This window comes from Endozoicomonas sp. OPT23, from assembly GCF_009653635.1.
Classification (GTDB): Bacteria; Pseudomonadota; Gammaproteobacteria; order Pseudomonadales; family Endozoicomonadaceae; genus Endozoicomonas_A.
In genome coordinates this window covers 276,809-290,990 of record NZ_PPFD01000003.1, presented here as the reverse complement: position 1 = coordinate 290,990, position 14,182 = coordinate 276,809, and the positions used below count along the sequence as shown (strand labels likewise).

Below are 14,182 nucleotides of genomic sequence, written 5' to 3'. Positions count from 1 at the left end.
CCGATTAGCCCTGGTACTGTGAGGGCTAATCTTTAATCTACTTAGGCAGCAACGGGTTCTTTCATTTCCTTTTCCTGCTGCTGGGCCAGATATAAATCCCTGTACTGGCCATCAACAACAATCAGTTCTTCATGACTGCCACGCTGAACAATTTTTCCCTGCTCCATCACCAGAATCTCATCGGCATCCTGAATGGTAGACAGTCGATGAGCGACGGCAACTGTGGTTCTGCCTTCACGCAACGTAATCAAAGCTTCTTTGATGTACTGTTCGGTTTCGCCATCTATATTGGCCGTGGCTTCGTCCAGCAGCAGAATCTTTGGGTTCTGGGCTATGGTACGGGCGAAGGACAGTAACTGACGTTCTCCGGTTGATAAACCTTTACCGCTGGCGCCGGGTTGGTGTTCATAGCCACCCGACAGTTTGCTGATAAAACGGTCGGCATGTACTTTCTTTGAAGCGGCAAGAATGTCCTGCTTTGAAATAGCTTCGTTACCCAGACTGATATTTTCATTGATCGAACCATTAAAGATATAAGGCTCTTGAAAAACCAGTCCCAGTCCTTCACGAAGGCTGCTTTCATCCAGATCTGCAAGTTGAATACCGTCAATCAATACATCACCCTGCTGATGCTCATAGAAACGCATCATCAGATTAATAATCGAACTCTTACCGCTGCCACTCTGGCCAACAATGGCGGTGAATTGCCCGGGCTTCACCGAGAAGCTGACATTGTCCAGTGCCTGATTTTTGTTGTCATACGACAGGCTGACATTGCGGAATTCCAGTTCACCTTTCTGAACCTGTTGATGCTTGCTGGCAACTTCCGGTTGTTCTTCCTGTTTCTGATCCAATACATTAAATACACGTTCACCGGCAACCAGTGCCTGCTGAAGGTTGCTCAGCTGCATGGTGATCTGGCGCATGGGTTCAAAGAACCGGCCCAGATAGTTGATGAAAGCGTAGATAGTACCGATTTCCAGTGCGCTGTTGCCGTTCTGAAGACCAAACCAGAGCACAATGCCGGCCAGTGCAACTGTCTGCAGCAGGTGGCTGAAAGGCATCAGCAGCAGACTGTCGATACCAATGGTTTTATGGCGAAGGTCGCTCCACTTCTGGTTATTCTCGGAGAAGTGGTTCAGACGGTTACCTTGCTGGTTACTGGCCTGAATCATACTCATACCGAGAATGGATTCATTCAGATGAGTGTTGATGTCAGACAGTCTGGCACGAACACCATGCACCACTGAATGGCTCAGCTTCTGATAGAGCTTCATACTGCCAAGGATGATCGGAATCAAAGCCAGACACATCAGCATCAGGTGAACATCAAGAAAGGCCAGTGCCGTGAAGATACCGATGATCTTCATGCCACCACGAAGAATAGCGGGCAGAACGCCCACAAACATCTGCTTCAGTACTTCTGAGTCATTGGTTAGTCGAGAAACCAGGCGGCCAGTCGGTTCACCGTCAAAATACTTTATGGGCAGTCTCAGCATATGGCTGAAAACCTGCTGTCGAATGTCGTGTATAACCTTCAATGACTGGTGCTGAAACATTACTTCCTGAATGTACTGAAAGCTGGCCGAGCCGATATAAGCCGCCAGCATTACCAGACAGATCATCAATAAAGCGTTGAACTCATAGTTGCCGGTGGCAATGTAGTCATCCAGAATGATCTTCATCAGCCAGGGTGTTGCCATCTCAAAGGCAGTAGCAATAACCAGCAAGAAAAAGGCCAGGCTAAAACCACCACGGTAAGGTTTGGCGTAGGCGAGTAGCCTGCTTAAACCTTTGAAACCCAGCGATTCCTGATTCTTTTCACTGTCTTTAGATTGAGAGCTCATGCGCTGAGTGCTCCGTATTGGCTGATGTCCTGCTCTGTTTGCTGTGTGGCTTTCTCGGCTTCAAGCAAAAGCGTACGAGCCTGCTGATTAAAGATTTTTGAATACCACTCACCGCTGGCGACCAGTTGATCATGGTTGCCCTGTTCAACAATAGAGCCTTCTTCCAGAACCACTATCTGGTCCGCAGTCACCAGTTCAGGCAGTCGCTGAGTGATCAGGATGATGGTTTTATTGCCTCTCAAGGTTTGGAGGTTTTTCAGGATTGTCGCTTCAGTCTTCATATCCAGTGCACTGAAAGAGTCGTCCAGCAGTAGAATGCTGGTGTCTTTCAATAAGGCTCGGGCAAAGGCGACACGCTGTTTTTGGCCACCGGACAGGTTGATGCCCTGTTCCCCCAGAATGGTTTGGTAACCATCATTAAACTCAACAATCTCATCGTGAATAGCTGCCATCTGTGCGGCGTTTTCAATTTCTTCCTGAGTCGCTTCCGGTTTGGCAAAGGCGATGTTTTCAGCAATGGTGCCAGAGAACAGCATGGGGTCCTGAGGTACCCAGCCAAACTGCGCACGAAGACTGTCCAGTTTGATCTGCTCAAGAGCGGTACCACCAATAGCAACGGCAGAGTTACCAGTAAGGTTGAACTCTCTCTGCAGCAGTCGGAACAGTGTGCTCTTGCCACTACCGGTTCTGCCGGTAATACCGAACAGCTGACCTTGAGGAATGTTCAGTTGTATCTGGTCCAGAACCTGATTCTCTGACCGTGGGTAGCTGAAGGAATCAAGGTTGATGATAAGAGACTTGTCTTCAGGCGCTTCAACGGCATCTGTCGCTTCTTTAACAGCAGGTTTAACGTTAAACAGTTTCTCCAGACGACTCCAGGAAGCACTGCCTCGCTGGAAAACATTAAACTGCCAGCCGAACTGCAGCATTGGCCCCAGCAACTGGCCAAGGTAGAGAGTAAAACTGGTCAGCAGGCCAAGGGTCATTTCACCTTCCTTAATCATCCAGGAGCCAGCCAGCAAAGTGATGACCATGGACATGCCAAAGAACAGTTGAATGCTTGGGCCGAACATAGAATCCACCAACGCTACACGACGGTTTGCATCGACAGTGCTGTTGGATAGTTCGCTGAAACGGTTTTGTTGACGTTGATCCAGCTGATGCGCTTTGACCGCACGAATGCCGGAAACCGCTTCTCTGGCTTCTTCATTCAGAGAAGAGAAGGTTGCCTGAGAGACACTGAATCGCTTGTGCAGCATGTTGCCATATTTGTTGGTTGACCAGATCAGCAACGGGAAAGGTAACAGTGCCAGCAGGGCCAGCTTGCCACTGACGGCAAAAATCATGGCTGCCAGTACAGTGAAGCCAGCAATCAGGGAATCCACCAACGTCATAATGCCGGAACCGGCACTCTCTTCTACGGCATTCAGGTCGTTGGTGGCGTGAGCCATCAGGTCACCTGTGGAATGCTTTTGATAGAAGTCAGGCGACATCTTTGTGAAATGAGAGAACAGTCTGTCACGCTGGGACTTCACCAGATTGATGGCGGCCCCATACAGAAGGGAGCGCCAAAGATAACGCAGACCATAGATGACAACGGCAGAAGCAAGAATCATCCCCACATAGCCCAGCAATTGGGAATGAGTGAGAGAACCATTACTGGCTTCATCCACAAAACGGCCAATCAACCAGGGTGCCAGCAGGTTCAGAATGGCGACTGTCTGCAGGCTGATAAAGGCGAAGAGATACTGTTTCCAGTAGTCGCGCAGGATATGGCGCATTTTCCATAAAAGCTTCATGTCAGGCTCCTGCGTACAAAAATAAAAACGTACGTTCGGTCAAGATTGGAATTTCTCAAGGGCTGAAACTGGTTGATATCGTCAACTATGTGTTGTTAAAAAAAGTCAGGTGAAACTGACTCGGTCGTTCTAGGTTACAAGTTTTGTCTATTCGGAACTTAAGGTCTTCAAAAGGTTTTGCAGGCTTTGTTCAAGCTGCTGGCTTTGTTCACTTTCCATACCTTTTAACGCTTTGGTAATACGTTCTGACTGGTAGCGTTGAATCTCTATAAGGCAGTTCTGGCCGCTTTCAGTCAGCTTCAGGCAGCGAACCCTGCCGTCTTCGGGAGAGCTGTGTGTCTTCAAAAGATCTCTGCTCTCGAGACGTTTCACAATGCGAGTAGCACCGCTTTTGGTAATGCCAAGGGTTTTACCAATGGTTTGAACCGGGCAACCCTGCTGCTCTCCGACGGTTTTTAAAGCCAGATAATCAACAATGGAGAAGTCGGAACAGGCGTCACTGGAACTGCACGCGGAATTCAAACTCCAGGCCAGCATCATCAGTTGGTCATACAGGCGTTCACCCAGATCACTCATCAATCCACACGGCTCCAGCTAGCGTTTCAGGTTAGTTTTGTACGTTAGTATTGAATAGGAAATGGTTGACGGGGTCAACTAAGTGAATGCCGAACACTTGGTCAGGAGTTTTGGCAGGAGTCAGTACTATCAACTATATAGAGGAGTTCAACGGAAAAATTCAGATAATAAAACCCGGGGTGAAGTATGAAATTATCCAGATTAATAACACTACTGGCAGGGGTATCAGTAATGAACCTTCAGGCCATCGAATTACCAAAAACGCACTCAGGGATTAACGATACCTGCTGGGCAAGCGTTTCATCTGATAATGCCTATGATGATGCTTTATTACTGGATATTCTTACGAACACAAGAGATAAGCCTATCTGTTATGCCAATACAGCCACCGGAGCCATAAGAGGCAGTGCCGTTGAGATGGCAGGGCATGTTTATTGTGGTGCTCATATCGATGGAGAGTCGCCTCAACTATTGAACAATGCTACTTACCTGATATCGAATTATCAGGAGCTGTCAGGTGTTATAAAGCACAACCCATTGTTTAAAAATGGAAAGGGAGTCTCTGAACGGGATTTTGTTAACTCTACATTTGAGAGCTGCGAGCAGGAAACACGAGTAGATTCCTCTCAATCAACCTCGATTTCAGTTATTACGGTGGATTCTTCACCTCGGAAGATTTGTCTGGCTGTAAATGACAAGGAGGCTGGAGCTGAGTATATATATTTCGGTATAAGCCAGCAGGAAAATGGAAAAAGCGTCTGTAAAGAAACTGGTGGTGCCAGTTATTACAATAAAGTCAGTGGACAAGATAAGAAGAAAGAATCTGCAGAAGCTAACTGCCTGGTACCTAGAAAAATTGGTGAATATCTGCATTCAGGCTGTGGTTGGGTATTAAACTCTTGGGGTTTTGCGTTGCATCACTCGAATGGTGTTAAACGGAAATCTTATATAAAAGGTGTATCGCACTACGCCGAGCAAGATCGTAAAAAGAAAGTCATCTGTTCTGATGGTAAACATACTGTTGCTGGTTCTAGTGCAGCCTATGAAGGTTATGGTTTTGATGATGAAGGGAACGAATGCTGGACCTATAACCCTGATGAAGCCGATCAAATTTCACCTGATGAATGCATCAGGTAATTAATTCATGATCTGGACAGCGAGTCTGAACTAACATCATTCAGACTCACTGTTTTGGATTCACTGTTTCTTAGCAAGCTTTTCCTGAACTTTATTAAACTTCTTCATTGGCATGCCATTCTTGGCGAGGTCGAGCTCTCTTACCAGGGAATTATCTTTGGTCACAATAGTTACCTTGTAACCGGTCTTGGTGGTTTTAACTTCACCAACCTTGATATTTGGATTGTCTTTCATAATCAGTTTGGCTTCCTGCAGGGTACGGATCTGATCTGCAGTGAATTCTTTCTTCATGAATTCAGCCATGTTTTTACCGCCAAAGCGATGCTTCATACCGTGGCCGCCACCGTGACGCCCTCTCTCACACTGCTCATGGCGTGGGCCGTTGTTCTGACCTCTGCCATCATTGTCGCCCCACCAGGCAAAAGCAGAGCTGGCAGTCATGGAAGCAGCAAGGGCAGCAGCGATAGCAATTTTACGGTTGACCATAGTTCTTATCCTCGTCGGGTTAATCATCTGATTCTTTGTTTTGAAACTTCAACACCTACTGCTTTTTCAGCAGGCTGTTTGATGACTTAATTAAAGCGTGAGGATGTCGCAGAAATATCTCTCTGAGAGTCTTTTTTGCATCAAAGTGTATCAATATCGAGGACTGACATAATTTGATACATTTTCAGAGACGGCAATGCATATAATCGAATCAGAAGTATTTAAAGAGTCCTGACGATGGATCAGCTAAAACATATTCTGGTAGTAGATGATAACAGCGAGATCAGAGACCTGCTGGCCAAGTACCTTGGGCAGCATGGCTATCGGGTCAGTACGGCCAATGGTGGTCGCCAGATGCGGCAACTGCTGGAATCTGGCAGTGCCGACCTGATTATTCTGGATGTAATGATGCCGGAAGAAGACGGCTTGAGTATTTGTCGCAGTCTGAAAGATGCTGGTGGCCCACCGGTGATTATGCTGACCGCCCTTGGTGAAGAAGCGGATACCATTGTTGGTCTGGAAATGGGCGCGGATGATTACGTTTCCAAGCCTTTCAGCCCGCGAGAACTGCTGGCCAGAGTAAAGGCTGTATTACGTCGGGTGGATACTCTTTCAGTTTCTAAACCCGAAGTGATTTCAACAGGTAAAAGAAAATTTGCTGGCTGGGTGCTGGATATGAATCAGCAACAGCTGGAAAAAAGTGATGGTTTGATTGTTCCTTTGAGCACAGCTGAATACCGTTTGCTGGATGTCTTCCTTAGTAACCCACGCAAAGTATTGAGTCGTGATCAACTATTGGATATGACCAAAGGCCGTGAAGCTCTGCCATTTGATCGTAGCATTGATAATCAGGTTAGCCGTTTGAGAAAAAAAATAGAAGCAGACCCGAAAAATCCAACACTGATTAAAACAGTCTGGGGCGGCGGTTACAGTTTTACCGCCGAGGTTGAATCTCTGTGACGATTTCTATTCGGCGCTTTATGCCTGTCAGTACCACAGGGCAGATGGTTGCGGTGGTTGTCACAGCATTGATCTGCTCGGTGCTGGCCAGCATTCTGGTACTGGGCGGAGCCTATGACCGAATGGTCAGTGGCATCAAGCAGGGAGCTATTGTTCAGCGCACTGTCACTTTGGTAGACCTTCTTAATTCCAGCCCACCAGAGCTTCACTCCAGTATTGTTAAAGCAGCAAACAGTCGCAACGAACGCATTCGTGTAGATCGTAGCAGTCTTGTCAAAAAACATACGACAAGTGCTGCTGAAAAGAGACTGAAGGAAACTCTCGAAAGTAAATTGGGGGAGGCTTATCAGGGCAGAGTTCAGGTTGTTCTAAAACGCAGAGACAATAAGAAACCACACCCCAATAAACATGAGAGCCGGGATAGAGATCAGCCACCTCGACATTTTAAGAACTGGCGAAAGCCCTCTCTGGATATATTAAAAATTGCTGTTCAGCTGGACAGTGGACTCTGGCTGAACATGATGTCGGAAGCGCTAAAACCTGCTCGTTTACTGGTGGGGCAAACATTGTTGTTTCTGGCAGTGTCACTGGTGTTTGTCATACTCGCTGTGGTTCTGATGTTGAGAAGAATAACCCGACCACTTAAACAGCTTGCCGTAGCAGCCAATGATATTGGTCGGGGTGAACAGGTTTCACAGCTGAAAGTGACAGGGGCTGAAGATGTACAAGACACGATTCGTGCATTCAATGTAATGAATGAAAGAATGCAGAAGTTCATTGCTGATCGAACACGAACACTCGCTGCGCTCTCCCATGATTTGAGAACACCTCTTACCAGTATGAGATTGAGGATTGAGCTCTTGCCTGACTCTCCTGATAAAGATCAGCTGCTGAGCACTCTGGAAGAGATGCAGCAGATGTCAGAGGCAACGCTTTCGTTCCTTCGGGAAGCCTCGGATAAAGAAGAATCAAGACGCGTCGACCTCAACGCCCTGTTAAGCAGTCTTTGTGATGATATGACTGATCTGGGTTTGGCTGTCAGTTATGAAGAAACATCTGATCTGGTGGTTCAATGTCGCTTAATCAGTTTAAAACGGGCGCTTCGTAATCTGATTGAGAATGGCGTGAAGTATGGCGACCAGGTCAATGTTTCCATGGATAAGAAACAGTCCTCTGTATCCATTCAGATTCAGGATCATGGTCCGGGCATTCCGGAAAGCAGAATGGAGCAGATGTTTGAGCCGTTCACTCGAATGGAAGCGTCAAGAAATAGAGACTCTGGCGGAATAGGGTTGGGACTGGCCATTGCCAGAAATAATGTGCGCAGTCATGGTGGTGATGTGTATATGAAGAACAACGACACAGGTCTTTTGATTACGATTGAGTTACCGCTGGAGTGAGTCTTTAAGTATGTAAGCGCACTTAATCGAATATAAGGTTGCCATCTCCCCGCTGTAGGCGGAGAAATGGCATGTGAATACATCTATTCACTGATTGGATTAAAGGCGGCGAACTTTATATTTGCGGCCTTTAATTCTACCTTGTTCCAGTCTGGCCAGAGCCTGACGAGCACTTTCACGCTTAATGGCGACATAAGCAACGAAATCAAAAACATTGATTTTACCCACCTGATCACCAGGAATGCCTGCTTCACCGGTCAGGGCACCAAGAATATCGCCTGGGCGAACCTTGTTCTTTTTACCGCCATCAATCGCAATGGTTACCATTGGTGCTTTTTCAGGATCTGTCGCCGCTGCTTTCAGAGCCTTATGGTCGGCAAAAGGAATCTCTGTTTTCAGGATGTCAGCAATCTGCTCCAGCTTGTATTGTTCTCTTGAAGTATGCAGGCTGAGGGCCAGACCTTCTTTACCAGCACGGCCGGTACGACCAATACGGTGAACGTGGATTTCAGGATCACGACTCAGGTCGTAGTTAATGACCGCTGCCAGATCTGCAATATCCAGACCTCGGGCTGCAACATCTGTGGCAATCAGAATGCTGGCGCTCTGGTTAGAGAAGCGAACCAGCATCTGGTCACGCTCTTTCTGATCCAGATCACCGTGCATAACCAGTGGCTTGTAACCACGATCGTACAGCTCGGAACCAACATCCTTACAGGTCTGCTTGGTGTTGCAGAAAATCACGGAAGACGCTGGCTGGTAATGATTCAGCAGGCGGCACAGAACCTCAGGCTTATCGTGGTTGTCTGCCAGATAAAAGTGCTGCTTGATATGGTCATGGCTGTGAACAGATTCAACCGTTACTTCTTCAGGGTTATTCTGGAATTGGCTGCTCAGCTGACGAATGCCTTTAGGGTAAGTCGCGGAGAACAACAAGGTCTGACGATCGCTGGGCGTGTCTTCCAGAATGGTTTCCATGGCATCGACAAAGCCCATGTCCAGCATTCTATCGGCTTCATCGAGCACAACGGTCTTTACCTTATCCAGCTCCAGTGTGCCTTTGCGCAGGTGGTCCTGAATGCGCCCCGGAGTACCAACAACAATATGTGCACCGTGCTCCAGAGAGCCAATCTGTGGGCCAATAGGCTGACCACCACAAAGGGTCACTACCTTAATGTTCTGGCGATAGCGGGCAATGTTACGAATTTCATTGGCTACCTGAGTGGCCAGCTCACGAGTTGGGCAGAGAACCAGTCCCTGACAGGCAAAGAATGGCTGGTGAATGTCCATCAGCATACTGATGGAGAAGGCGGCTGTTTTACCACTGCCGGTTTTGGCTTTGGCGATTAGATCACGGCCTTCCAGAGCCAGAGGCAGGCTCTGCTCCTGAATCGGGGTCATGTTGTGATAACCCATGCGTTCAAGATTCGCCAGAAGCTCGTCAGGCAGAGATAACTGTGAAAAAGGAGATGTGCTCAAGGCTGGCTCGACTAATAGCTTGAAAAGAAGCTGAGTATATCAGTCGCATCATTGGACTGCAGTCAGCAATAAGCACTCGAACCTATGAATTCATAAGCTCTACCCCCGTCATCGGCGGGGGTAGAGCCATTTAATATTCGATTACGTGTGTCTGCACACTTACTCCTCTGATGATAACGGAACAGCGATCAACAATTCCCTGTATTGACCGAAGAATAAAAAGAATATTCCCAGAGTAATCAGCATGAATCAGCCAGCCCCTCAGCAGGAACAATCACCGGTCAAAAGCCCTGCGCTCTGGCTGTCCGGTTTGCTGGCCGGAGCCTCGCTGCTGCTTATGACTTTTATATTGCCTGCACCGGATGGAATGTCGGTTATGGCCTGGCACTGCGCTGGCCTGGCTATGATGATGGCGGTGTTCTGGTCTCTGGAAATACTGCCTATCCCTGTTACAGCATTAATGCCGCTTCTTTTTGCGCCATTAATGGGGCTGACCACGCTTAATAAAGCAGCCTCTTCCTATGCTCATCCGGTGATCTATCTGTTTATGGGCGGCTTTATGCTCGGTCTGGCTATGGAGAAGTGGAACCTGCACAGAAGACTGGCGCTATGGACCATGTTGAAATCTGGTACAGGTGAACGCAGGCAAGTAATTGGTTTTATGCTGGCGACGGCCTTTATCAGTATGTGGGTATCCAATACCGCCACAGCCATCATGATGCTGCCTATTGGTATTTCAGTGATTGCCATGATGCAACAGGAGAGAGGCAGTCATGGACAGTTTCCAACAGCACTTCTGCTAGCGATTGCTTACGGTGCTTCTATCGGAGGCTTTGGTACACTGATTGGTACACCGCCCAATGCACTGCTGGCTGCTTTTCTCAGTGAACAATATGGGTTGGACATTGGATTTGGGCAGTGGTTGTTGATTGGCGTACCTGTGATGCTCTTGATGCTGATGGTTACTGGCTGGTGGCTGGGACATGGTGGTTATAAGCTTGAATCTGGGGAGAGCAGTGCTATCAGGGAGACGCTGAAAGAACATCAGGCTGACCTTGGATCGTTCAGCAAGGCTGAAAAGTGGGTGGCTTCTCTTTTTGGCCTGACAGCAACTGCCTGGATTATCCGCCCGTGGCTGAATCATGTGATTCCTGGTATCAATCTGACAGACACTACTATTGCGCTGTTGGGCGGATGCCTGCTGTTTGTGATTCCCATTCAGTTCAAAAAGCTGACCTTCCTGCTCAGTGTCAGAGATATACGACGTTTACCATGGGATGTTCTGATGTTGTTTGGTGGCGGGTTGAGCCTGGCGGGTATCATCAGGGAAACAGGTCTGGCTGAATGGATTGCCACCAATTTTAATTTACTGGAAGGGTTACCGACGATTGTGGTCATTGCTGTTGTGGTGGCTGTAATTATCTTCCTGACTGAAATTACCAGTAATACGGCTACAACCGCTGCATTTCTCCCACCTCTGGGAGCCCTGGCTGTATCCCTAGGTATGACCCCGGAAATGCTGGCTATTCCAGCAGCTATAGCGGCCAGTTGTGCCTTTATGCTGCCAGTTGCAACACCACCTAATGCCATAGTGTTTGGTGCAGGAATGTTGTCTATACGACAGATGGTTCGTAGTGGTGCAGTTCTTAACCTTGCGGGTATTCTATTAATTACCGGCTTGTGCTATTTGCTTATTTGAAAGCCTATTTGTTGAACCAGTAAATAATGCCAAGAAGTAATGCAGCGGCAACCACTGGAACAACGTTTATTTCCCTAATGTTCTGGGGTATAAGGGCAGCTATTTCGTTTTGAGAATGCTCCCATAAGATGTCATGGTCAGTGGTTGGATTTAAATGTCCCCAATAAAAATGATAAATACCCTGTAGCAGCTCAATGACCTGACCTTGTGTCAGAAAAATGCTGTTATTTTGGCTGAATACACCCATCTCATTAACCAGAACAAACAGGTTTTGAGAGACTTGATAGAGCATTATTTTGGTTTTTTCCTTCTCGGCATAGAAGTTTATGTTAATAAATGTTTGACCACTCTGAAGCAGTTCTTCTATTTTCTTGTTTATGTTCTCGATGTGCCGGTTTAGAAGAATCTCATTATTCAGTGCGGTCTCTTGCAGCTGCGAGAAGGGTTCAATTCCGCCATAATTAGCAAGCGATACGATGGTGGTTCCCTTCTCTTGAATGACAGTGGCCATGTATTGAACATATAGAGAGGGTTCATCATTGACAAAGTGCCGGTTTTCGTCGAAATAACCGTTGTTGGGAATTGAATTTCTCAGATAATTCAGTTTAGTGAAGAGGTAAAGAAAATACCCCACGGCGCTGGCCATTCTTAGCCTTCCTTCACCTATCTCACCGTGTGTGCTGTGGTATTTTTCAAGTGCTTTGCTTATCTGAGCAAGAGGAAACCTTAAGAGCGTGAATCCTTTACAGTGAGTAGCCATATCAATCATGTCTAAGGCTTGCCTCATCGTGAAAGTACTCAGTTGCTCTCTTGAGAAAAGCGAGTGCAATGAGTGAGAACTATCAGGGGCGTCAGGTATCTCTGTGTGGGGACAAAAAGGGGATTGCGATTCACTGAAGTACCATTGTCCGCAGTTATGGCACTTTCGATGCTCAGCCAGTGCAGAGAAACTGAACAGGGCAAGGGCAGTGAGTAGGGGAACCAGAGTGCGATGAAAACTGATCACTGCCATTACCTTCATTCAACAGAAAATATTGAATATAAATATTAGTAATGATTTTGTTTTTTGCTAGCTGATTTCTCTTACCCTTGCAGTTCGTAGTCTTTAGCTTAATGAGTTAGCCCGTTTAAGGCAGAGAAACACCACTCCATGCGAACTGTAGTGCCAATAGAGAAAGGCTGACCAAGCTAATCATCCATGGTAACCAGTGTTGGCGATAGACAATCTTTTCTTGTTGAATAACTTCCGGTTCAAGCTTCTCATTGGCAGAACGTTTTACCTTCTTTAAGGTTTTATCCAGCTCTCTGGCTTTTTCTTTCTGCTGCTTTTTGTACTCTTCAATACCTTTCTGAATGCCTTTAGCAATCAGTTTGGTCTGCTCTTTATTTTGTCCAGGGCGCTGGGTTGCTTTAGCTATTTTAATCGCTTCTTCCTGAGCTTTGGGCGCGCTATTTCGATTACTTTTGGCCATTGATATTGGTCTTGCCTTAATAAGTGTTTAATCAGGAAACTGTTTTTAGTTAGGTGACTTTTTAATCAAGAGACTTTGCGAACAATATAAAGCTTCATATCAAAGCTGCATTCCAGATTGTCCAGCTTTTCCAGAGCCTGCTTCTGTTCCGGCTTAACGTGCCAGTAATGAGGTGTCATTGCCAACAGGTCGAGAATCTGTTCGCTTGAGGTGAGCTTCATAGTGCCTTGAACGTCTTTTGATTCAGCCAGCTCAAACTGTTTCGGAAGATCAGTCACCAGCTTATCAACCGGATAGGGGCGCACTTCTTCATAGATAGCCTGACGAAGTGCCATCAAATGCTCGGCGCCCGGAGCCAGTACAAAAACATGGCCCCCCTGTTTTAAGGTGCGACCAAACTCCTGCCAGTCACAGCGGGAGAATATACTGACAATAGCGTCCAGCTTATTATCCATCAGAGGAATATCGTTCACACTGGCAACCAGCCAATCAATGCTTTTGTTTCTTTTACAACTGGCTGTTACGGCAGGCTTTGATATGTCGAGACCTGCAATGTCTGATGTTGGTAGAGCCTGTTTGATCAGGTCAGTGTAATAGCCTTCACCTGAACCCGCATCCAGAATAACTGGAGAGTCGTTGTCGGCAATAGATTTGATACTGTTGACCAGAGCTTCAGCCACAGGGCGATAGCAATCAGAATCAAGAAAACGGGTTCTGGCCTGAACCATCGTTTTATCATCACCGGGATTTTTGCTTTTCTTTTTATGGCCTGGCAGCAGGTTCAAATAGCCCTGTTTGGCACGGTCAAACTGATGATTGTTCTCACAGCTGACACCTTGAGAAGGTGTTTCAGGTTGAGAGAGTTGAGAGTGGCAAACGGGGCAGCGGAACTTCAGGCTCATTATGAACGGGCCGGTCAATAATAGTGGTCGGCCAGTTTACTGAAAGAGCCTGATATTGAACAGAGTCTGAATGAACAGACACTTCATTCAATGTATGGATATCTCTACCCGCCTCCGGCGGGAAAAGATGTCTGAATTATTATGTCAGTGATCTATTTCATCAACGGATGATCAGAAGGCAAACGGCGGGAAATCCAGAGAGCCAGTTTACGGCGCATATTGGGTTCACTTTCTTCACCTTTTACTAAGGGTTGAATCAGGCTATCGTGAACCAGCAGGTGATAAAGGTACTCAACCTTCTGTTTTGCAGAGTCAGTGGGTTCGAACTGAGCGGCCTGACGTTTTTCCGCATAAACAGCCCCAATGCGTAGAGCCTCCCTGACCAGTTCGGTTTCATTCTTGAGCTTCTTCATCGACTCCGTCCA

13 protein-coding genes are annotated in these 14,182 nt (G+C 47.0%); 4 read left to right on the top strand and 9 right to left on the bottom strand.

The window, feature by feature from the left end; translation table 11 throughout:
- Positions 1 to 41: 41 nt before the first annotated feature.
- From EOPP23_RS07125 to EOPP23_RS07115, 3 genes are all read right to left on the bottom strand, one after another.
- The gene (locus tag EOPP23_RS07125; RefSeq protein ID WP_153765277.1) at positions 42 to 1,847 is read right to left on the bottom strand and encodes an ABC transporter ATP-binding protein; all 1,806 of its coding nucleotides are present in this window, start codon (positions 1,845 to 1,847) and stop codon (positions 42 to 44) included.
- Positions 1,844 to 3,646 carry an ABC transporter ATP-binding protein gene (locus EOPP23_RS07120; RefSeq protein WP_153765276.1) on the bottom strand — a complete coding sequence of 601 codons (1,803 nt, stop codon included), beginning with the start codon at positions 3,644 to 3,646 and terminating at the stop codon, positions 1,844 to 1,846. The genes EOPP23_RS07125 and EOPP23_RS07120 overlap by 4 nt, the downstream gene beginning before the upstream one ends.
- 147 nt (positions 3,647 to 3,793) lie before the next feature.
- Positions 3,794 to 4,222 (bottom strand): MarR family winged helix-turn-helix transcriptional regulator, encoded by a 429-nt coding sequence (locus EOPP23_RS07115; protein WP_153765275.1) that lies wholly within the window; start codon positions 4,220 to 4,222, stop codon positions 3,794 to 3,796.
- A 186-nt stretch (positions 4,223 to 4,408) separates the two neighbouring features.
- On the opposite strand from EOPP23_RS07115, the gene EOPP23_RS07110 reads away from it, so the two are divergent.
- Positions 4,409 to 5,359, top strand: coding sequence for a hypothetical protein (locus tag EOPP23_RS07110; RefSeq protein ID WP_153765274.1), 951 nt, complete (start codon positions 4,409 to 4,411; stop codon positions 5,357 to 5,359).
- Positions 5,360 to 5,419: 60 nt separating this feature from the next.
- Here the strand turns inward: EOPP23_RS07110 and EOPP23_RS07105 are convergent, their stop codons facing one another.
- Positions 5,420 to 5,845 (bottom strand): hypothetical protein, encoded by a 426-nt coding sequence (locus EOPP23_RS07105; protein ID WP_153765273.1) that lies wholly within the window; start codon positions 5,843 to 5,845, stop codon positions 5,420 to 5,422.
- A gap of 237 nt (positions 5,846 to 6,082) precedes the next feature.
- Here EOPP23_RS07105 and EOPP23_RS07100 point away from each other — a divergent pair, with 237 nt between their 5' ends.
- Complete coding sequence (locus EOPP23_RS07100) at positions 6,083 to 6,805, top strand: response regulator (RefSeq protein WP_153765272.1); 723 nt, start codon at positions 6,083 to 6,085, stop codon at positions 6,803 to 6,805.
- Positions 6,802 to 8,205, top strand: coding sequence for an ATP-binding protein (locus EOPP23_RS21750; protein WP_153765271.1), 1,404 nt, complete (start codon positions 6,802 to 6,804; stop codon positions 8,203 to 8,205). Before EOPP23_RS07100 ends, EOPP23_RS21750 begins: the two co-directional genes overlap by 4 nt.
- Positions 8,206 to 8,304: 99 nt before the next feature.
- Here the strand turns inward: EOPP23_RS21750 and dbpA are convergent, their stop codons facing one another.
- A complete protein-coding gene (dbpA, locus tag EOPP23_RS07090; RefSeq protein WP_153765270.1) occupies positions 8,305 to 9,684 on the bottom strand; it encodes an ATP-dependent RNA helicase DbpA in 1,380 nt (459 codons plus the stop codon).
- A gap of 244 nt (positions 9,685 to 9,928) precedes the next feature.
- Between dbpA and EOPP23_RS07085 the strand changes: the two genes are divergently transcribed.
- Positions 9,929 to 11,383: a DASS family sodium-coupled anion symporter gene (locus EOPP23_RS07085; protein WP_153765269.1), complete on the top strand. Its 1,455-nt coding sequence runs from the start codon at positions 9,929 to 9,931 to the stop codon at positions 11,381 to 11,383.
- Positions 11,384 to 11,387: 4 nt separating this feature from the next.
- Here EOPP23_RS07085 and EOPP23_RS07080 read toward each other — a convergent pair whose 3' ends face one another.
- The 4 genes from EOPP23_RS07080 to EOPP23_RS07065 all read right to left on the bottom strand — a co-directional run bounded on the left by EOPP23_RS07080 (position 11,388) and on the right by EOPP23_RS07065 (position 14,170).
- Positions 11,388 to 12,152 carry a hypothetical protein gene (locus tag EOPP23_RS07080; RefSeq protein ID WP_153765268.1) on the bottom strand — a complete coding sequence of 255 codons (765 nt, stop codon included), beginning with the start codon at positions 12,150 to 12,152 and terminating at the stop codon, positions 11,388 to 11,390.
- Positions 12,153 to 12,510: 358 nt separating this feature from the next.
- Positions 12,511 to 12,855, bottom strand: a complete 345-nt coding sequence (locus tag EOPP23_RS07075; protein ID WP_153765267.1) for a DUF2956 domain-containing protein — start codon at positions 12,853 to 12,855, stop codon at positions 12,511 to 12,513.
- Positions 12,856 to 12,920: 65 nt separating this feature from the next.
- Entirely contained in the window at positions 12,921 to 13,757 is an 837-nt protein-coding gene (locus tag EOPP23_RS07070; protein WP_153765266.1) for a putative RNA methyltransferase, read from the bottom strand.
- Positions 13,758 to 13,909: 152 nt separating this feature from the next.
- Complete coding sequence (locus EOPP23_RS07065) at positions 13,910 to 14,170, bottom strand: DUF5062 family protein (protein WP_153765265.1); 261 nt, start codon at positions 14,168 to 14,170, stop codon at positions 13,910 to 13,912.
- Positions 14,171 to 14,182: the final 12 nt, after the last annotated feature.

Coding starts and splice junctions, on each gene's coding strand:
- EOPP23_RS07085 (WP_153765269.1), top strand. CDS start 9,929: ATGAATCAGCCAGCCCCTCAGCAGGAACAATCACCGGTCAAAAGCCCT.
- EOPP23_RS07105 (WP_153765273.1), bottom strand. CDS start 5,845: ATGGTCAACCGTAAAATTGCTATCGCTGCTGCCCTTGCTGCTTCCATG.
- EOPP23_RS07075 (WP_153765267.1), bottom strand. CDS start 12,855: ATGGCCAAAAGTAATCGAAATAGCGCGCCCAAAGCTCAGGAAGAAGCG.
- EOPP23_RS07110 (WP_153765274.1), top strand. CDS start 4,409: ATGAAATTATCCAGATTAATAACACTACTGGCAGGGGTATCAGTAATG.
- EOPP23_RS07100 (WP_153765272.1), top strand. CDS start 6,083: ATGGATCAGCTAAAACATATTCTGGTAGTAGATGATAACAGCGAGATC.
- EOPP23_RS07065 (WP_153765265.1), bottom strand. CDS start 14,170: ATGAAGAAGCTCAAGAATGAAACCGAACTGGTCAGGGAGGCTCTACGC.
- EOPP23_RS07125 (WP_153765277.1), bottom strand. CDS start 1,847: ATGAGCTCTCAATCTAAAGACAGTGAAAAGAATCAGGAATCGCTGGGT.
- EOPP23_RS07120 (WP_153765276.1), bottom strand. CDS start 3,646: ATGAAGCTTTTATGGAAAATGCGCCATATCCTGCGCGACTACTGGAAA.
- EOPP23_RS07080 (WP_153765268.1), bottom strand. CDS start 12,152: ATGATTGATATGGCTACTCACTGTAAAGGATTCACGCTCTTAAGGTTT.
- EOPP23_RS07070 (WP_153765266.1), bottom strand. CDS start 13,757: ATGAGCCTGAAGTTCCGCTGCCCCGTTTGCCACTCTCAACTCTCTCAA.
- EOPP23_RS07115 (WP_153765275.1), bottom strand. CDS start 4,222: ATGAGTGATCTGGGTGAACGCCTGTATGACCAACTGATGATGCTGGCC.